The organism is Gillisia mitskevichiae, from assembly GCF_003634585.1.
In the GTDB taxonomy this organism is placed as follows: Bacteria; Bacteroidota; Bacteroidia; order Flavobacteriales; family Flavobacteriaceae; genus Gillisia; species Gillisia mitskevichiae.
Window position 1 is genome coordinate 246,369 of sequence record NZ_RBLG01000004.1, and the last position, 19,010, is coordinate 265,378.

18 protein-coding genes are annotated in these 19,010 nt (G+C 32.4%); 17 read left to right on the top strand and 1 reads right to left on the bottom strand.

Annotated features, from left to right (window positions below; genetic code table 11):
- Positions 1–6: 6 nt before the first annotated feature.
- Positions 7–954, bottom strand: a complete 948-nt coding sequence (locus BC962_RS13775) for a beta-1,6-N-acetylglucosaminyltransferase (RefSeq protein WP_121346594.1) — start codon at positions 952–954, stop codon at positions 7–9.
- A 190-nt stretch (positions 955–1,144) separates the two neighbouring features.
- Between BC962_RS13775 and BC962_RS13780 the strand changes: the two genes are divergently transcribed.
- The 17 genes from BC962_RS13780 (at position 1,145) to BC962_RS13865 (ending at position 19,010) form a co-directional block, all read left to right on the top strand.
- Positions 1,145–1,891: an FkbM family methyltransferase gene (locus BC962_RS13780; RefSeq protein ID WP_220660187.1), complete on the top strand. Its 747-nt coding sequence runs from the start codon at positions 1,145–1,147 to the stop codon at positions 1,889–1,891.
- Positions 1,892–1,959: 68 nt separating this feature from the next.
- On the top strand, positions 1,960–2,727 hold the full coding sequence (locus tag BC962_RS13785) for an FkbM family methyltransferase (RefSeq protein ID WP_121346595.1): 768 nt from the start codon (positions 1,960–1,962) through the stop codon (positions 2,725–2,727).
- Between the two features lie 139 nt (positions 2,728–2,866).
- The gene (locus BC962_RS13790) at positions 2,867–3,718 is read left to right on the top strand and encodes an alpha-1,2-fucosyltransferase (RefSeq protein WP_245984211.1); all 852 of its coding nucleotides are present in this window, start codon (positions 2,867–2,869) and stop codon (positions 3,716–3,718) included.
- A complete protein-coding gene (locus BC962_RS13795) occupies positions 3,703–4,737 on the top strand; it encodes a glycosyltransferase family 2 protein (protein ID WP_121346597.1) in 1,035 nt (344 codons plus the stop codon). The genes BC962_RS13790 and BC962_RS13795 overlap by 16 nt, the downstream gene beginning before the upstream one ends.
- A gap of 34 nt (positions 4,738–4,771) precedes the next feature.
- Positions 4,772–5,707 (top strand): glycosyltransferase family 2 protein, encoded by a 936-nt coding sequence (locus tag BC962_RS13800; RefSeq protein ID WP_121346598.1) that lies wholly within the window; start codon positions 4,772–4,774, stop codon positions 5,705–5,707.
- Positions 5,701–6,810 carry a non-hydrolyzing UDP-N-acetylglucosamine 2-epimerase gene (gene wecB, locus BC962_RS13805; protein WP_121346599.1) on the top strand — a complete coding sequence of 370 codons (1,110 nt, stop codon included), beginning with the start codon at positions 5,701–5,703 and terminating at the stop codon, positions 6,808–6,810. Before BC962_RS13800 ends, wecB begins: the two co-directional genes overlap by 7 nt.
- A gap of 228 nt (positions 6,811–7,038) precedes the next feature.
- On the top strand, positions 7,039–8,301 hold the full coding sequence (locus BC962_RS13815) for a UDP-glycosyltransferase (RefSeq protein WP_183075516.1): 1,263 nt from the start codon (positions 7,039–7,041) through the stop codon (positions 8,299–8,301).
- Entirely contained in the window at positions 8,288–9,469 is a 1,182-nt protein-coding gene (locus BC962_RS13820) for a hypothetical protein (protein ID WP_121346601.1), read from the top strand. The genes BC962_RS13815 and BC962_RS13820 overlap by 14 nt, the downstream gene beginning before the upstream one ends.
- Before the next feature lie 4 nt (positions 9,470–9,473).
- On the top strand, positions 9,474–10,550 hold the full coding sequence (locus BC962_RS13825; protein ID WP_245984213.1) for a glycosyltransferase family 2 protein: 1,077 nt from the start codon (positions 9,474–9,476) through the stop codon (positions 10,548–10,550).
- A 9-nt stretch (positions 10,551–10,559) separates the two neighbouring features.
- Positions 10,560–11,564 carry an N-acetylneuraminate synthase family protein gene (locus tag BC962_RS13830; protein WP_121346603.1) on the top strand — a complete coding sequence of 335 codons (1,005 nt, stop codon included), beginning with the start codon at positions 10,560–10,562 and terminating at the stop codon, positions 11,562–11,564.
- Between the two features lie 4 nt (positions 11,565–11,568).
- Positions 11,569–12,213 (top strand): class I SAM-dependent methyltransferase, encoded by a 645-nt coding sequence (locus tag BC962_RS13835; RefSeq protein WP_121346604.1) that lies wholly within the window; start codon positions 11,569–11,571, stop codon positions 12,211–12,213.
- Positions 12,210–13,373: a UDP-N-acetylglucosamine 2-epimerase gene (neuC, locus tag BC962_RS13840; protein ID WP_121346605.1), complete on the top strand. Its 1,164-nt coding sequence runs from the start codon at positions 12,210–12,212 to the stop codon at positions 13,371–13,373. Before BC962_RS13835 ends, neuC begins: the two co-directional genes overlap by 4 nt.
- Before the next feature lies 1 nt (position 13,374).
- The gene (locus BC962_RS13845) at positions 13,375–14,355 is read left to right on the top strand and encodes a polysaccharide deacetylase family protein (RefSeq protein WP_121346606.1); all 981 of its coding nucleotides are present in this window, start codon (positions 13,375–13,377) and stop codon (positions 14,353–14,355) included.
- On the top strand, positions 14,330–15,121 hold the full coding sequence (locus BC962_RS13850; RefSeq protein ID WP_183075517.1) for a formyltransferase family protein: 792 nt from the start codon (positions 14,330–14,332) through the stop codon (positions 15,119–15,121). The genes BC962_RS13845 and BC962_RS13850 overlap by 26 nt, the downstream gene beginning before the upstream one ends.
- 2 nt (positions 15,122–15,123) lie before the next feature.
- Positions 15,124–15,816 carry an acylneuraminate cytidylyltransferase family protein gene (locus tag BC962_RS13855; RefSeq protein ID WP_121346608.1) on the top strand — a complete coding sequence of 231 codons (693 nt, stop codon included), beginning with the start codon at positions 15,124–15,126 and terminating at the stop codon, positions 15,814–15,816.
- Complete coding sequence (asnB, locus tag BC962_RS13860; RefSeq protein ID WP_245984214.1) at positions 15,777–17,528, top strand: asparagine synthase (glutamine-hydrolyzing); 1,752 nt, start codon at positions 15,777–15,779, stop codon at positions 17,526–17,528. Before BC962_RS13855 ends, asnB begins: the two co-directional genes overlap by 40 nt.
- Positions 17,529–17,621: 93 nt before the next feature.
- A complete protein-coding gene (locus tag BC962_RS13865) occupies positions 17,622–19,010 on the top strand; it encodes a UDP-glycosyltransferase (protein ID WP_121346610.1) in 1,389 nt (462 codons plus the stop codon).

Here is a 19,010-nt window from a genome sequence, read left to right on the forward strand (position 1 = left end):
TTAGTTTTATTTCAGCAAATCATTGTCACATTTGTCTAGAATTTTCTTATCCAGATTTATATTGAATTTTCTAGCAAACAAAAAATTATTTGATGCAGTCTTCAATTCTTCATAATCTTCAAGTTCAAAAGTTAAAGGCGGGGGACCATTTTTCTTTCGCCAATTAACATAAGTAAGGGATGGTTCAATTTTTAAATTTTCTTTTGCATTTAAATAGCCAATAATAGAGTGAAAAAAAATTTCATCAGCCGAAAGAGTATAGTGATGGTAGGTTAGGTAATCGGGATGAGTATCTACAAATTCAATTATATTTTCCACAGTTTCCACAGGTAGAGCAAAATAGACACTTCCTCCAAAAGGTTTTAAGTAACTTGGAAATTTTCTCTTTTTCAAAACTTTTAGTAAATGTTTAATCTTTCCCGTTTTTCTCAAAAAATTAATTTTTCCGACTGTCTCTAAGGAATAGAAATCCCTGTCAAAAATTGAAGGTAAAAAGGTGATGTGCCCTCTTTTTTTAGATTTATTGATTTTGTATCTGTTAATCCTCTTTAACCCGCCGTTCTCCCACATTTTCATAGGCATGGGATATTTATCAATATAATTTACATCCTTATTATTATAAAAATGGTCATAAATAAACTGATTATTTTTTAAAGGATAGTCTTGACCACTAAGCAAAATAAAAATATCCGGTTTATTTTCTCGTAAGCATTTTCTCATCGCATTAAGTGTAGCTTTGACGATTCCTATATCACCCCATATTCCTGATTCACGATAATTTGATTTCAGGAATGTCACTTTCTTGTTATTTAAAAAAGGTGCTTCGAAAGGATCCATAAGAACATTTTTGTCTATATGAATATAAAATGTTGTCCACGGCTCATTTAACCTATTCACTAGGCGGCTAACCTGTTGGGGGTTTTCATGGGCAAGAATGATGTAACAAATATTCATAGGGCAAAATTAAGGTATATAAAACGCTATAACAACTTGGAGTATTTCTTAGTTAATAGAATTTTTAAGTAAAACAATGGAATATAGATAAACACTGCTTTCTAAATCAGAAATACCAATTTTAAAAAATTATATTTGAATACTAAGAACTTTGAAATTAAATGAAATATGAACTATCAATGGATAAGCCTTGAAATATATTTATAAAATATTAAGAAAAGCAAAATGGACAATTAAAAAGCCATTTATTAGTACAAAACGAAAATATCGTAAAGAATCTTTTTCACAGAGTGGGGAAGATTTAATAGTTAAATATATTTTTGACTACATTGGAATCAAAAGCCCTTCATATATTGATATCGGTGCACATCATCCTTTTTTCATTAGTAATACTGCCTTATTCTATAATAATGGCTCAAGAGGTATAAATATAGAACCAGATCCGAATTTATTTAAGGAATTTCTGAAATATAGAAAGGAAGATATAAACATTAATATAGGCATAGGAAAGTGTAAGGATTTTTTAGATTTTTATGTTATTTCTTCATCTACATTAAATACCTTTTCAAAGGAAGAAGCAGAAAAATATTCAAATGAAGGAAACTTTGCAATTAAAGATATTGTGAAAATTGAAGTGAATTCGCTCACAAATATTTTGCGAAAATATACAAATGGAATTTTCCCTGAATTTTTAAGTATTGATGCAGAAGGAGTTGATGAACAAATTGTAAAAGAAATTGATTTTATTAAGAATTTCCCAATTGTAATATGTATTGAAACTATTTCTTTTTCAACAAGTGGGAATGGTTTGAAAAATGATAATTTAATTCAATATATTGTTAGCAAGGGCTATCTTTTGTATGCAGATACTAATATTAACTCCATTTTTGTTAAGAATGAGTATTGGATAAAAGAAAGTTTAGAAAAAATAAATTAAATTTTTAAAACATGAATTTTCTGATAAAATAACACTTTTTGTAACCTATTTTAAGATAATAAGAGGAAATGCCTAAATACAATAGAGAAGAATACATTCTTGAAGACTCACCCTTAAAGAAGGATCTTTTAAAGTTATTTAGATCTGAGGATGAAATAAATATATTGGATATTGGAGGTTGTGAGGGTGAAGAGTCATTACGATATTCTCGGATTTTTCCTTTTTCTAAGATTTTTATTTTTGAGCCATTGCCAAATAATCAGAAAATAATAATTGAAAATATCCAAAAATATTGTGCAGATAGAATTGAACTTGTTGCTAAAGCTGTTTCTGATTTTAATGGGGTAACTGATTTATATGTTTCATCTGGTCAGCCTGAAGGAACTGAACAATTTGACTGGGATTTTGGAAATAAATCAAGTTCGCTATTAAAGCCTATGGCTGATAATAATCCAAAATGGTTATTATTTAAAGAAAAAATTCAAGTAGAGACTACAACCCTAGAAACCTTTTTGACCTCAAAAAGTGTTAATGAAATTGACTTCGTTCATATGGATGTGCAAGGAGCCGAATTACAAGTTCTTTGCGGTGCAATGAATTTTTTGAAGAATTTTAAATCTATTTGGTTAGAGGTTACAGATTTGGCATTATATAAAGAACAACCAATACGGAACGAGATTGAATCCTTTATGAAAGCAAATGGATTCGATTTAGTGAAAACTCAAATGACTGGACCTTTCGGAGATCAGTTTTATTTGAATAAAAGATTTTTTAATGATTTCTTCATATTTAGGAAATTTCGCCTATGCGAAAAATTTAATCAACTTTTACGATAAAAATTATACTGATGTCAAAGATGTTAAAAAAATTAATTCAGAAATTATCAGGAATCAAAAAACTTTTCTCTGAATTGTTGTGTTTTGATTATTTCATTTCAGCTATTAAAATATGATCCTGATCTCACTACAGGGTGGCTTGGGTAATCAAATGTTCCAATATGCAATTGCACGTATTCTTGGAGAAAAAAACCATACTCCAGTTGTATTGGAAAAAAGTTTTTTTATCTTAAAAGAAAAAAAGCCTGGTCATACTCCTAGAGATTTTGAGCTTAACATTTTTAATAATGAGTATCTTATTAGTTCTGATTTACATGTCAATAAGTTTACAAATCTTTCTTTTTTAAATAAGGTTAGAAAGAAGTTAGGTTGTAATTATCCAAAAACATTTCTAGAAGAAAAATTTACTTTTAATCCAGAAGCCCTATTGGTGAAACCTCCCGTTATTTTACATGGTTATTTTCAAAGCTATAAGTATTATGATGGTTATGAAGCATTAGTAAAACAAATTTTTGAATTCCCTGTAAATAAATTAGACGAAGTTAATAGTTCTTTATTGTACAGAATAAAAGAAACTACTGCTATTTCTATTCATATAAGAAGAGGTGATTTTATAAATGATATGAAAACCAAAACTTTTCATGGAAATTGTAGTATTGATTATTATTTGAAAGCTATAAACTTTTTTGTTTCCAAGTTTAGTGGTTTTCAACTATTTTTTTTTTCCGATGATAGTGAATGGGTTAAAGAAAAATTTGAAACGCTGCCTAATCCTAAATTATTCATTGATCATAATAAGGGTGAAAATAACTGGAAAGATATGTTCTTAATGAGTTCCTGTTCCCATAATATTATAGCCAATAGTTCTTTTAGCTGGTGGGCTGCCTGGTTGAATAATAACCCAAACAAAACTGTTATAGCCCCTAAGAACTGGTTTGCCAAAGATATTGACACGAATGATCTAATACCTGACCAATGGATTCGACTATAAATGTTTCTCCTACAATTACGGTTATCATGCCAGTATATAATAGTGAACATTATGTAAGGGAAGCAATTGAAAGTATATTAAGTCAAACCTTTACCGATTTTCAATTTTTAATTATCGATGATGCTTCTACTGATCAAACAATTTCAATAATAAATTCATACAAAGACCCACGTATAAATTTAATAGAAAAACCTAAAAACACGGGATATACAAAAAGTTTGAATTTGGGGTTGAAAATAGCTAAGGGTAAATATATTGCCAGAATGGACAGCGATGATATAAGTTTACCTAAGCGTTTTGAAAAACAAATTTCTTTTTTAGAAGCTAACTTAGAATATATGTTATGTGGTACCTCTTATTCTGTAATGGGAAATGATGAAACAATTTTGGTGCCTACCTCATATGAAGAAATTAAATTAAATCTTTTATGGGGTAATTGTATTGCACATCCTACTGTAATGTTGAGGAATGAAGTTTTTAAAAAATATCATTTAAAATATGATCCCAATATGGAGCCTTCTGAGGACTTTGATCTGTGGGTGCAATTATTGCCTCAAGGGAAACTGCACAATCTAAAGGAAGAATTACTATTATATAGAATGCATAATTCTTCAGTATCTCGTCAAAGGGCATCAGAACAGGAGAATACGGCTATTGAGGTAAGGCTGAAGTTAATCCAAAATCTTGATCTTATTTTAAAGCCCGACGAGTTAAATTTATTAAAAAGAATTTTCCGAAAAAATGAAGCAATTGATGTAGAAGACATTAAATTTTTTGAAAAATTGAAGAATAAGCTTAAAACTTCAAATAAATCACTTTTTTTTGAACCAGTAGGTTTTTCAAACTATGTTGACGATCTTGAAAAATTGGTTGTAGATAAATTTATATTTAGATACAAAAGATATAATCTGAGCTTTTACTTAGATTATATAAAAGCAAAAAAAATTATAAATATTAAACTCAAAAAAACAAAGGAGATGCATTTGTTTTTAAAATGCTTGCTGTTTTATAAAATCTAAAATTAGATTGAAAATACATCTTAAATATTAGTCTATGAAGCATCCTAAGGTAACCATAATAATGGCAACCTATAACAGGGCTCACTTATTAGTGGAGGCTCTTGAATCTATAGTTGTTCAATCTTTTAAAAACTGGGAATGTTTAATAATAGATGACGGCAGTTTAGATAACACTAGTGATGTGGTAACTCATTTTATGGATAAGGATGAAAGATTTAAATATTTACCCCGTTCAAAGGATTACATTAAAGGACTTCCGGGGTGTCGTAATCAGGGGTTAGATTTAGCCAAGGGAGATTATATCATCTTCTTTGATGATGATGATATTGTGCATCCCGATAATCTTAAAATATGTACGAAACTTTTATTTGATAAGGAATTATATTTTTGCAGATACGACAAAGAACCTTTTTTTGGGGAATGGAAATCTGATACCTTAAAATCTGACTCTGGTTTTACATCAAAATTCGTCGATCTTAATGATATTGAAAATATGGTAATTGGCAAGTTGCCTTTTGCATCATGCACGGTACTTTGGAAAAGGAACTGTTTTGAAGATCAAAGATTTAACGAAGGGTTATTATATGCGGAGGAGTGGGAATGTTATAGCAGAATATTATCCACTGGAATTAAAGGGATTTCAATAGATAAAGTGCTTTATTACAACAGGAAACATCCCTGCTCCAACACAGGAGAATTCTATAATAATAATTCGGTAAGAAGGGCTTCCAATTTATTGGCTATTAATTTGGTAATAGATAATTTATCCCAAAAGGGATTATTATCCTCAAATTTGGTGCAGTATTTTATAAGAACAGGATTTTTATTAAATGAAATTTCGGTAATAGAAAAAATTCTTAGGCGCTCAAATGCAGGCGCCTTAAAAAGACTAAAGTATTTGTTGGGTTATAAAATATATCCTGTTTTAAAACCAGTTTTTAACCTTAAAGCTAAACTAAAGAAATATTGAAAATATTAGTATGTTTTGGCACCCGTCCAGAAGCCATAAAAATGGCTCCGGTAATTCATGAGCTTAAAAATCAAAAACTTGACTTTAAAGTTTGTGTTACTGCGCAGCATCGGGAAATGCTAGATCAGGTTTTGGATTTCTTTGAAATAGTACCTGATTATGATCTGGATTTAATGCAGCCAAACCAGACCCTAAATGAGCTCAGCTCAAAAATTCTTCATGAAATTGATAGGGTATTGGGAAAGGAGCAACCAGAACTTGTTTTGGTTCAGGGAGACACCACCAGCGCAGCAATAGTTTCACTTGCTGCATTTCATAGACGGATTAAAGTTGGGCATATAGAAGCAGGTTTACGTACCTATAACAAAATGGCTCCTTTTCCCGAGGAAGTAAACCGTCAACTTACGGCCAGGATCGCCGATTTTCATTTTGCTCCAACTGCTAAAGCAAATTCTAATTTATTAAAAGAACAAATACCAAAAGATCAGCTTTGTATTACGGGTAATACCGTGGTAGATGCTTTGCAGTGGGCAATTAAGAAAATGGAATCCGAACCATTGAGTCAAGAAATTAAGAAAATAAAAGCCTCACTTAAGCCGAATAAAAAACTGATTCTTGTAACAGGTCACCGTAGGGAGAATTTTGGAGAAGGCCTCATCAATATATGTGAAGCATTGTTGGAACTTTCAAAAAGGGATGACGTAGAATTGATCTATCCCGTTCATTTAAATCCCAATGTAACCAGTCTCGTACAGGAATTGCTCAGTCACAAAAAGAATATTCACCTTATTGCGCCGGTTTCTTATCCCACCATGCTTTGGTTGATGCAAGAGTGCAACCTTATAATTTCTGATTCCGGAGGGATTCAGGAAGAAGCACCTACTTTTAAAAAACCAGTGCTCGTAACAAGGGAAGTGACAGAACGAATGGAGGGCATTGAGGCAGGTTTTTCTTTTTTAGTGGGTACAGATAAAAACAAAATAGTAGAAGTGGCAAATAAGATATTAGATAATGTTCTTGATTTTTCAGGAATTGAAAATCCTTATGGAGATGGGAAAGCGGCTTTTAGAATTGTTGAGTACTTGAAAAATAGTATTGAGTAATTAGTATTGGGTATTGAGAAAAGCGCCCCGAAGGGTCGGGAGTGGAGAAGAGTGGAAAGATGCTCGAAAATTGAGCTTGTTCCTGGAAGTTAGAAAATGGAATAGAGAATGTAGAGAAGAAAAAAAACTTGAATTAATAACTCAAGAGTTGAAAGCTTTTAACGTTCCCTTACTTAGATTTACTAAAATTGCATAGTTTTACAACAAACCATAACCCCAAACAATAATTTGCCAATCCAAAAGAAAATATTAGTCGTTGTAGAATCTATTGACGTAGAAGACAGCAGTGGTTCCAAGGCGAATGTTGCACTGATCCAAAATTTACATAAAGCCGGGTTTGAATTGCGGGTATATCATTATACCCTAAAAGAAATTCAATTACCAGGAATAACATGCGTAGCAATAAAAGAAAAGAGATGGAGTACTCTTTTTTTTCTTAGCAGAATGGAGAGATATATTCGTTTTTTATTTAAAATATCACTTAGTAGACCCCTCGAAAAGATTTTTGGTTTTTCCTTTACGCTTTTTAATGATCGTAACAGCATAATTGAGGCTTTGCGAAAAATTCAGGATTTCAACCCTGACTTGGTAATGACGCTAAGCAAAGGTGGAAGCTTCAGGCCCCACCATTCTTTATTGAAGATGCCCGAACTTCATAAAAAATGGATGGCCTATATTCACGACCCGTATCCGATGCATCTTTATCCAAGGCCTTTTGCATGGGTTGAAGCCGGTTATTATCAGAAATGGAAATTTATTAGGGATATTTCCAAAAGAGCTACTTATAGTGCCTTTCCAAGTAAACTTTTAATGGACTGGATGGGGAGTTATTATCCCGGGTTTTTAAAATCGGGGATGATAATTCCACATCAGTTAATCGAATTGTCAACTGAAGAAGTAGGATTTCCTAATTATTTTAATCCCAAAGATTTTAATTTATTACATGCAGGAACTTTATTAGAACCGAGAAATCCCAAGATTTTAGTAAAAGCTTTTCAGATGTTTCTCGAGGAACATCCAGAAGCAAAGCTTCATTCAAAACTAATATTTTTAGGTGGAGAGAATGTCTTTTCGCCCTGGCTAAAGAACCAAGCAAATCAAACAAAAGAATTGGAAGTTAGTGAAGCCTACGTACATTTTATAAATGTCTTTAAAATGCAGCAACATGCAGCTGTGAATATAATACTTGAAGCCAAGTCTGAAATAAGTCCTTTTTTGCCTGGAAAATTTCCTCATTGTGTGCAGGCAGATAAACCTATTCTTTTATTAGGACCTTATTATAGTGAATCACACAGATTATTGGGAGATGATTATATCTATTGGTCAGAAAATGATGATGTAGAAAAAATAGTTAAACTCATAAAGCATTTGTATAACCTTTATCTTCAAAATGGAAATATAAAATTGGGCAAACCGGAATTGAAAGAGTATCTTTCTGAGTGTTATTTAAAGGAAATAATAAATAAGCTTTTAATTAATGATTGTAATTAATTCTCCTGAAATAACTGCCCAAGACGAATTCACTGTAATTTCTTCTTTAATAGAAATTGATGGAAAAGAGGAAAGACTTTGGTACAAGTTTCCTCAAAAATTTCAACAATTCTTAGTTACAGAAAACCTGGATGCTTTTCTGGTAGGGATACTTGTTTTAGGTTTAAAAACCGGAAATAATATTAAATTAGAATCTCCGGTTTCCGCACGATTATATTATACTTTAAATCACTATTTGATACCTGCTTTATGTTTAGCAAATCCCAAATTTCAGAAAATTAATATTTTTGCGGAGGTGTTAAATGAATCCGATTTAAATTTCGGAAAATTAGCTGGGACGGGATTGTCCTGTGGTGTTGACTCATTTGCAACTTATTATGATCATTTAACTGAAAAGGGATCATATAGAATTCAATTTTTTACATTTTTAAATGCCGGTTCACATGGAGATTTAGGAGGTGAAAACCCTAGAATGGTATATCAAAAAAAATTATTGCAAATTAAAAAATTTGGGAAGGAGGAAAATTTAGAAGTAATTTCAATTGACACTAATTTAAGTGAAATTTTAAATATCAATTTTCAAAGTACACATACCTTGAGGAATTTTTCCTGTATTTTAAACCTCCAAAAACTTTTTAAAAACTATTATTACGCGTCTCCAAATAGGTTTGATGAATTCAGCCTAAATAGTATAGATTCAGGGGATTATGACCTTTTAAATGTAAGTATGCTATCCACAGAATCTATTAATTTTTTTTCATCGGCTGCAAACCTAACAAGAACTGAACGGACAAACTTAATAACTAACTATTCTCAGACATATAAATATTTAGATGTTTGTACCAATTCGAGCATACAAAATAACTGGGGAAATTGCTCTGAATGCGAAAAATGTTTAAGAACTGAATTAACACTTGAATTATTAGGAAAATTACATTTATATGATAAAGTTTTTAATATTAAAAAATATTATAAAAATAAAAACCGATTTATAGGGAAGGTTCTTGCCACTAAAGAGGAAAATGTTTTTAATAAAGATTTGTGGAATTTATTAAAAGAGAAAAATCAAATACATTTTATCCATTACATAGAATGCATTAGTTTTAAATTCAAATCTCACAAAAAGGAGTTTAAAAAATTTATCAAGAAAAAATCAAAAAGGTGTTAATTTGGTGTCTATTATCTATGCAAATCGTAACCGGGATCTAAAACGAGTTAAGGCTTCTTTTGATTCGATTAAAAACCAAACTGAAGCTAAATTCAGAGTGGTTTTTGTGGACTATGGCAGTGAAGAACCTTTAGTTGATAATTTAAAACAACTTTGCAATAGCTATGAGTTTGTTACTCCTTATTTTCTTCCAGTTTCACTACTTCTCTGGAACAAAAGTAAAGCCCTGAATTATGGAATTTTGCAAACCAAAACTCCATATATCTTTATAGCAGATGTGGATCTGGTTTTTCATCCTGAGACAATTACACTTCTTAATAATCTCGCGGTTGAGGACAAGTTCTTTCTTTTTAGCCTGGGATATTTGGATAGGGCAGAATCAAGGAAATTGACCCAAAGTTATAATTTTGAGGATTTGCGGCCTAGCAGATTTGGCGATGTGAACGGAATGATCCTGGCATCTAAAGAAGCTTTTTTGGAGGTGAATGGCTTCGATGAATTTTTCCACTTTTATGGTTCTGAGGATGAAGATCTTTTTGCAAGGATGGAAAAGGTGGGTTATAAAAGGGAGGCCAATGCAGCCCACTATTTTAACCATAACTGGCATCAAAGTTTTGCAGGTTCAGAAGACGAAATTATCACCGGGAATCCCAGGGTAAAAAACATTATGCGAATCAATCAGCGACATTTTTTACGTAACATGGAAAAAGAAATAATAAAACCAATACGGCAAACTGAGATGGGAAAGGTTATTTGTAAAGAGGAAAGTGATCTTTTGCAAAAACCAACAAAAACAGTTAAGATCTATAATATTCTATCTCATGTAGAACATTTTTTAGGAGAAGAATTGCCTTCATATACTGGAGAAATAATCAAGGTCGAATTTGTTGAAGATCCATATTTTCATACTTTAAAACATAAGCTTAAAAAGTTACTCGGAAAACAGACACAAAAATATTGTTCGTTAAAGGAAATCAATGATAAGGTTTTAAAGCAAATAGTTTATAACTATCGAGATTCTAATTATTCCTTTAAAGTGGCAGATGATTTGAAATCTATAGACTTTAGAATACAACTTTAGAGATAATATATGAAAGATATATTAATAATAGCTGAAATAGCACAAGCTCATGAAGGTAGTCTGGAACTGGCATTTAAATATATTGATGAGCTTGCAAAAACCGGGGTTGATGCTGTTAAATTTCAGGTTCATATTGCTGAGGCTGAAAGCAGTATCCATGAACCTTTTAGGATTAAATTCTCCATTGATAAATCAAGATATGATTATTGGAAACGCATGCAATTTTCATTAGAGGAATGGAAAAGTTTAAAAGAAAGATGCGAGCAACTTAACATGGAATTTTTAGCTTCCCCTTTTAGTAATGCTGCGGTAGATCTATTGGAAGAAGTTGGGGTTAAACAATATAAAATAGGCTCTGGAGAAGTAACTAACTTTTTGTTATTAGAAAAAATAGCAAATACAGGAAAGCCACTTATTTTATCTTCAGGAATGAGTTCCTATTCAGAATTGGATGAAACCGTTAAATTCCTTCAAGAAAGAAATGTTGATTTTTCAATTTTACAGTGCACTACTTCTTATCCTACAGTGCCCGAGAATTATGGTTTGAATGTGATTTCTGAAATGAGAAACCGCTATTCAGTAACGATTGGTTATTCAGATCATTCTGCTAAAATAGAAACCTGTATTGCTGCAGCTGCTTTGGGAGCTGAGATCTTGGAATTTCATGCTGTTTTTGATAGAAACAGCAAAGGCCCGGATGCTTCTTCCTCCCTGGAAATTGAGGAGATAAAAACACTTGTAAGTGCCGTGAAAAGTATTTCCCTCGCTTTAAATAGCCCTATCGACAAGGGAGATAATTCACGATTTTTAGAGCTTAAGAATATTTTCGAAAAGTCTTTATCCGTTAATAAAGATCTTCCCGCAGATCATATTATAAAATATGAGGATCTAGAAGCTAAAAAACCGAAAGGGTTTGGAATAGATGCTTCGAAATTTAAAAAGGTTATTGGTAAAAAATTAACCAAATCAATAGAGCAATGGAGCTTTTTGAATTTCACGGATTTAGAAGAATAGGGTTATGAATCTCATCTATTTTTCTAATCATCAGTATATTAAATATTCTAAGGTGGTAGGTAGTGAATATATTGCAAGTGAGTTTGCGCTTTTAAAAATTCTTGAATTAATAAGAAAATATAAATTAAAGAGGATATTAGAGATTGGGGTTGGGATAGGCACAATTTCCGGTAGTATTTTAAAATACGCCGAGCTAACATCATCAACTTTAAAATGTACGGGTACAGAGAATAATGATTTTTGTTTAGCGGTGCTCCCCGGGAATTTAGAAAAATTATATAATGAGATCTCAATATATTCAGACTTTTCAAAATTACCAAAGGATCAAAATTTCGATCTAATAATTGTAGATGGAAAAGAAGCTCTTTTAAAGGATATAAGTAGTAGCTGTAGTGAAAATGCAATTGTAGTAATAGAAGGTGACAGAAGTGATCAGGTAGAAGTTGTAAAGTCTATTTTCCCAAATTCCAGATTTGCCCCTATGGTATCCATTCTTAAAAATGGGAAGTATTCAAAGAAAGATCCTTCAGAATTCCGTGGAGGTATTAAGCTTATATTTACAAATCCAACCACCTTTCAATATTTACATTGGATGTTAATTAAGGGAAAAATGAAAGTAAAATATTTAAAAAGAGATTACTTTTCATGAATAATATAAAACGTAGAATTTGTGTCGTTGTAACGGCTCGTCCTTCCTACAGTAGGATTAAGACGGCGCTAACTGCCATTCAAGATCATCCGGAATTAGAGCTTCAATTAGTGATTGCAGGCTCCGCACTTTTGGATAGATATGGAAATGCGGTAGATTTTATCGAGAAGGACGGTTTTAAGATCACTGCCAAGGTGTTCATGGTTTTAGAAGGAGAGAATCCTACTACTATGGCCAAGACAACAGGAATTGGTGTGATGGAATTAACCAATGTTTTTTATAATTTAAAACCAGATGCAGTAGTCACTATAGCCGACAGATTCGAGACCATTGCGACCTCTATTGCGGCGGCTTATCAAAACATACCACTAATACATATCCAAGGCGGAGAGGTGACCGGGAGTATAGATGAAAAAGTTAGGCATGCGAATACAAAGTTAGCAGACCTACATTTAGTTTCCAGTGAAGATGCCAAGCAAAGAGTTATTAGACTTGGGGAGAATCCTGAAAAAGTAATTAATACGGGTTGCCCTTCTATTGATCTTGCAAAACAAATAAATTCTGAAACTAAGCTTAATTTTAATCCTATCGATAAATATGGTGGGGTTGGCTCTAATTTAAATTGGCTGGACGGATACATTGTGGTAATGCAACATCCGGTAACAACCGAGTATAAGAATGCTAAGATCCAGATAACAGAAACGCTTAAAGCTATTAAAGAATTAAATTATCCGGCTTTTTGGTTTTGGCCAAATGTAGATGCAGGTTCAGATGGTACCTCGAATGGGATTCGTGCATTTAGAGAGATAGAAAAACCGGAGAACATTCATTTTTTTAAAAATATGGAGCCTTTGGATTTTTTGCGTTTAATTAAATACTCTAAAGCCTTGGTCGGAAATTCCAGTACAGGAATTCGAGAATGTGCCTATCTTGGAATCCCGGTTATTAATATAGGGAGCAGACAAAATAGAAGATTAAGAGCTACAAACGTTGTTGATGTTAATTGTATTTCCAACGAAATAATTCTAGCCACTAAAAAAGCGATCTCCAACGGATTTTACAGTTCTTCAGAAATTTATGGGAATGGATCTGCAGGAGAACAAATAGCCGAAATTTTGGCTACAGAAAAATTAGAGTTTTCTAAAACAATCACCTATTAATATGCTTGCAGTTGCAAACTATCACTATATAAGAGATGATTTTTCAGCCAAATACCCAAGTATATTTGGCCTTACTCCAAAGGTATTTGAGCAACAATTAATAGCTTTATCCAAGCAGGGGGATTTTATTTCCCAGGAAGAGTTGTTAGCTAATAAAGAGAGGGCATTTACTAAGAATTATATATTAATAACCTTCGATGATGGTCTCAAAGAACAATATACTTTAGCAAAACCTATTTTAGATCGATTGGGTATTCCATATATTTTTTTTATTAATACGGCCAATTACGAAGATAGAAAGGTTTCTTTGGTTCATAAGATCCATATGTTGAGGTCTGAGATTCCTTCTTCGGAACTGCTTCAGTTAATTAATAAAACATTTAAATTAAAATTGAGTGAAACAGAGCAGCACAAAGCATTAGTGCATTATAATTATGATGATGATGAAACAGCCAAGCTTAAATATTTACTGAATTTTAAATTGACTCATTTAGAACAATTTGAATTGATAGACCCAATTTTCAATGAAAATTATGATGAAAAAGAAGTAGCAAAATCCCTGTATTTTGAGGATGAAATGTTAAAAACATTATTCAATAATGGTAATTTGGGTTCACATTCCCATAATCATATTCCTCTTGGAAAATTGTCTTTAAATGAATTAGATACAGAGCTGAAGAAAACGCAAGAATTCTTTCTAAACAGATTTTCAAAACCTGCTGATATTATAAGTTACCCATATGGTTCTTATGAGGCGTGTTCAGGGATATCTGAACTTGTAGAATTGAATAATTTTGAACTTGGTTTCACTATGGAACGTGCGGTAAACAATGATATTGGGACTGCTCCTTACTTATTAAGTAGATTTGATTGTAATGATTTACCCATGGGTAAATCTGATTTATTTAAAACAAAGACTATCTTCGAGAAACCTGCATTCAGGAAATGGTATAAAAATGAAAGTAGTTCTACTAACAAGTAATAGTTTTAGGCATAAATACATCGCGAATTGCCTTAGTAAGGAACTTGATTTAAACTTGATCATTACAGAAGAGAAGGCGAATTCAATTACCGATACCTCCAAATATGATCTGGTAGATAAAGAATTTATTGAGGATCATTTTAAGAAAAGAACAGCCTCTGAAATGGATTTTTTCGGAACTTATAATTTCCCTGAAAATATCGCCATAAAAGAACTTCCTTTTAAAGGCATCAATTCACCTAACACAGAAAATTTACTAAAGGATGCTAACCCAGATTATATAGTTCTCTTTGGAACCTCTATCATATCCGAATCTTTACTAAAAGAGTTTCCAAATAGATTTATCAATCTACATTTGGGATTATCTCCATATTATAAGGGTTCTGCCACTAATTTATTCCCATATCATTATAATGAACCGGAATGTATTGGTGCAACATTTCATATTGCAACACCTAAGGTAGATGCAGGTGGGATTTTAAATCAAATGAGACCAAAAATTGTAGTTGAAGACAATTTACATTCAATTGGCAATAAAGTTATACGGGAAGCAGGTTTAATGCTCCCAGAAATACTTAAGAAGCTTGAAAAGCAAGAAATAAAACCCGTTCTGCAGAAAGGAAATGGGAGAATTTGTAGAATTAAGGATCTTACCTCAATGGTTCTTGGAGACATTTATAATAAATTTGACGAAGGTATTATAGCTGATTATTTAGATCAAAAGAATAAACGAGATATAAAAAAACCAATAATTCAAAATATTTAATATTGAAAATACTGGGAATCATACCTGCTCGAGGTGGTAGCAAGGGTCTTAAGAGAAAAAACATTCTGCCGCTTGGTGAAAAGCCATTACTGCAATATACATGTGAAAGTGCTAGAAATTCCAAATTGCTAACAAAAGTGATTTTGAGCAGTGATGACGAAGAGATTATAGAAGTAGCAAAGGGGCTTGGATTGGAAGTGCCTTTTAAACGACCGGATAACCTGGCTCAGGATACTACCACTAGCTTGGAAGTTGTTAAGCATGCCTTACAATATTTTAAAGATAAAGGAGAGTCATTTGATGCTGTTTGCTTATTACAACCTACAACTCCATTTAGGGAGAGTGAATTAATAGATAAAGCTATCCAAAAGTTCATTTCAGATAGTCCGGATTCTTTGGTTAGTGTACGTGAAGTACCTCATGAGTATAATCCGCATTGGATCTTTGAAGAGAAGGAGGGTAGATTAAGCATAGCGACTGGGGAAAAGGAAATTATAACTAGAAGACAAGAACTCCCAAAGGCATATTTTAGAGATGGGGCAATTTACCTCACCAAAACCTCAATGATCCTTAATCAAAACTCCTTATATGGCAAGAATATAGGATTTATAGATACAACAGATTCTCCTTATGTAAACATAGATACTCCATCCGATTGGGAAAAGGCGGAATCCATATTAAATACTATGAAATAATGTGTGGGATAGCAGGGATAATATCTTCTGATTTTTCTAGAAAGGATTTCTTGAAAATGCTGGAATTACAATCCCATAGAGGACCTGATAATACCGGGATTTATGAAGATCCCGGGTTTGCCATTCTCGGGCATAACAGACTTTCAATTATAGATTTGAGTCCTGGTTCTAATCAGCCATTTTTAGATCCTTCCGAACGCTTCATTTTAAGCTTTAATGGTGAGATCTATAACTACCTTGAGTTAAAAGAGGAATTAAGGTTTGAATATGATTTTAAGACCAATTCGGATACAGAGGTTTTATTAGCGGCATATCTCGTTTATGGAAAAGACTGTTTAAACAAGTTAAATGGAATGTTTTCGTTTGCAATATGGGATTCATTGGAAAAAGTATTATTCGCGGCCAGAGACCGTTTTGGAGTAAAACCTTTCTACTATTCTTTAAAAGATTCTCAGCTTACTTTCGCCAGTGAAATAAAGACTTTGAGATCAGGTTTAAATAATGATATCCCTAGTTCGAAAGTTTGGGCAAATTATTTTGCATATGGAACTTACGGAGAACCAAATGAAACTTTTTTTGAGGAGATTTTTCAACTACCTGCCGGGCATTATTTAAATTATTCAGAGGGAGATTTTACTTTAACAAAGTGGTATCATTTTGCCGAAAATGTAAAAAAGATCGAAATTTCAGGTGATCTCGAGGAGACAAAAAAAACCTATTTAGAATTGCTTCAGAATAGTATTTCATTAAGATTCAGAGCAGATGTGCCTGTGGGATTTAATTTAAGTGGAGGGGTAGATAGTTCCTTATTACTTGCGTTGGTAAACAAATCACAGAATAATAAGCACATTCAGGCATTTACTTTTTATACTGGAGATGAGAGATATGATGAGCTTTTTTGGGTAAAAAAAATGATATCTCTTACCACCAATCCTTTAAATTTAGTGAAACTGGTACCCCAAGAAGTTCCTTTACTCTCAAAACATATAAGTTTTTATGAGGATGAACCTTTTGGAGGGGTTCCAACTTTGGCCTATTCCAAGATCTTTGAAGATGCGAGAAATAGGGATATTTTAGTATTATTAGATGGACAAGGAATGGATGAACAATGGGCGGGATATGATTATTATGCTACAGAAAATGATGCAGTTATTCAAGGATTAGATCCAAAGATCTCTCCCTTTAAAATGAATTGTTTATCCCAGATATTAAGAGATAACATTGATAAAACTAACTATCCAAGGCCATTCAAGGATCCGTTAAGAAATAAACAATATCGGGATTTATTTCATACCAAGATCCCCAGAGCTCTTCGTTTTAATGACAGGATCTCTATGGCTCATAGTACAGAATTAAGGGAGCCCTTTTTAGATCATAGATTAGTTGAATTCGCAGTTGCTCAACCCAAACATTTTAAGATAAACGGAAACACACATAAATTCTTATTAAGGGAAATTATAAAGGATTTAGTTCCAAAAGAAATCTCTTACACACCCAAAAGACCACTTCAGACCCCACAAAGAGAATGGCTGGGAATGGAGCTTAAAGTTTGGGTAGAAGAACAATTAAAAAGCTTAGCAAATTCTCAATATTCCAGTTGGTTCAACCACGAGGAAATAGAAAAGGAATGGCAATCTTATTTAGAAGGTGAAAATAGTAGTAGTTTTCATATTTGGCAATGGGTGAATTTCTCTTTGCTTTTCCCTAATTAATAATTGGAAGAATTTATTTTGAAGTATGTAAAGGAATTTAAAATCATGTTAAATTTCTATCTTTGAAATTACTCACTTAACCTACACCTAGATTTGAAATCCAAAAAAATATTTATTTTAATACCTGATGGAGTAGGGCTTCGAAATTTCGCATTTACCTCCTTTGTGGAAATAGGTAAAAAAAATGGGTGGGATATAATTTTTTGGAATCAAACCCCATTTGATCTAAAAGCGCTCGGTTTTAAAGAGATTAAAATTAGCGGAAAACCTAGGGCAATTACGGATCTTTATAAACGAGCGAAAATTAATACTGAGTTAAATTATTTCAGCGAAAAATTTAAAGATCCGGTATTTCAGGAATATAAATTTATTAATAAAGGCAGTGGATTAAAGAATGCCTTTAAAAATATTCTGGTAAAGCAATTTACCGATTCTTTTAGTAGAGGAAAAGGTCTGCAAAGGCTTCAAACAAAACTGCAAAATTCAGAAAGAGGCAATGATCTTTATAATGATTGCAAAAACACTTTAATTGAACAGAATCCTGATTTTGTATTTTGTACCAACCAAAGACCAATAAAAGCTTTAGCACCTTTATTAGCTGCAAAGGACTTGGAGATTCCTACTGCTACATTTATTTTTTCATGGGACAATCTGCCAAAAGCAACTATGGTAGTAAATGCAGATCATTATTTTGTTTGGAGTGGGTATATGAAAAACGAGTTGCTGAAATATTATCCTCAAATTCAGAATTCTCAAATAAAAATTACAGGAACTCCTCAATTTGAAGTTCATTTTCTTGAAAAAACCAAGATTGAAAAGGAGAAGTTCTATCAGGATTTTAATTTAGAAAGTAAAAGGCAATATTTATGTTATTCTGGAGACGATATCACTACAGCCCCACATGATGAACTTTATCTGTTGCATACAGCCAAGGCTGTTTCCAGAATGAATTCTGAAGGCTATAATTTGGGGATTATATTTAGAAGATCTCCAGTTGACCTCTCGAAAAGGTATGATTCGGTTTTAGCAGAATTTGAAGATATAATAGTGCCTATAGAACCACTTTGGGTTAAAATTTCTGATGGATGGGATGCTATTCTTCCAACCAGGAAGGACCTAAAATTACAATCCAATATAATTCAACATACCTTTATGGTAGTTAATGTGGCTTCCTCTATGGTTTTCGATTATATCAGCTATGGAAAGCCCTGTGCTTATATAAATTATAATCCTGAAGAGATTGAATGGATTAAGGACACCAGAAGTATTTACAGATACGTTCATTTTAAATCTATGCCCTCTAGGAATTCCGCTTTATGGATCAATGAAGTAGGAGAAATTGAATCGGTTATCAAAACAGGATTAGAAGGTGATAATTCGGAGGTATTAGGGAATGCAAAAAAATGGTTTGAAATTATTAATGAGCACCCGGTTTCAAATGCGAATGAACGCATTTGGAACGCAATAGAAGAAATAATTTAA

Bases quoted from the DNA above. Each gene is read 5' to 3' on its own strand.
- BC962_RS13785 (WP_121346595.1), top strand. From the start codon at position 1,960: ATGCCTAAATACAATAGAGAAGAATACATTCTTGAAGACTCACCCTTA.
- BC962_RS13820 (WP_121346601.1), top strand. From the start codon at position 8,288: ATGATTGTAATTAATTCTCCTGAAATAACTGCCCAAGACGAATTCACT.
- BC962_RS13830 (WP_121346603.1), top strand. From the start codon at position 10,560: ATGAAAGATATATTAATAATAGCTGAAATAGCACAAGCTCATGAAGGT.
- BC962_RS13775 (WP_121346594.1), bottom strand. From the start codon at position 954: ATGAATATTTGTTACATCATTCTTGCCCATGAAAACCCCCAACAGGTT.
- BC962_RS13850 (WP_183075517.1), top strand. From the start codon at position 14,330: ATGAAAGTAGTTCTACTAACAAGTAATAGTTTTAGGCATAAATACATC.
- BC962_RS13835 (WP_121346604.1), top strand. From the start codon at position 11,569: ATGAATCTCATCTATTTTTCTAATCATCAGTATATTAAATATTCTAAG.
- BC962_RS13800 (WP_121346598.1), top strand. From the start codon at position 4,772: ATGAAGCATCCTAAGGTAACCATAATAATGGCAACCTATAACAGGGCT.
- BC962_RS13845 (WP_121346606.1), top strand. From the start codon at position 13,375: ATGCTTGCAGTTGCAAACTATCACTATATAAGAGATGATTTTTCAGCC.
- neuC (WP_121346605.1), top strand. From the start codon at position 12,210: ATGAATAATATAAAACGTAGAATTTGTGTCGTTGTAACGGCTCGTCCT.
- BC962_RS13795 (WP_121346597.1), top strand. From the start codon at position 3,703: ATGGATTCGACTATAAATGTTTCTCCTACAATTACGGTTATCATGCCA.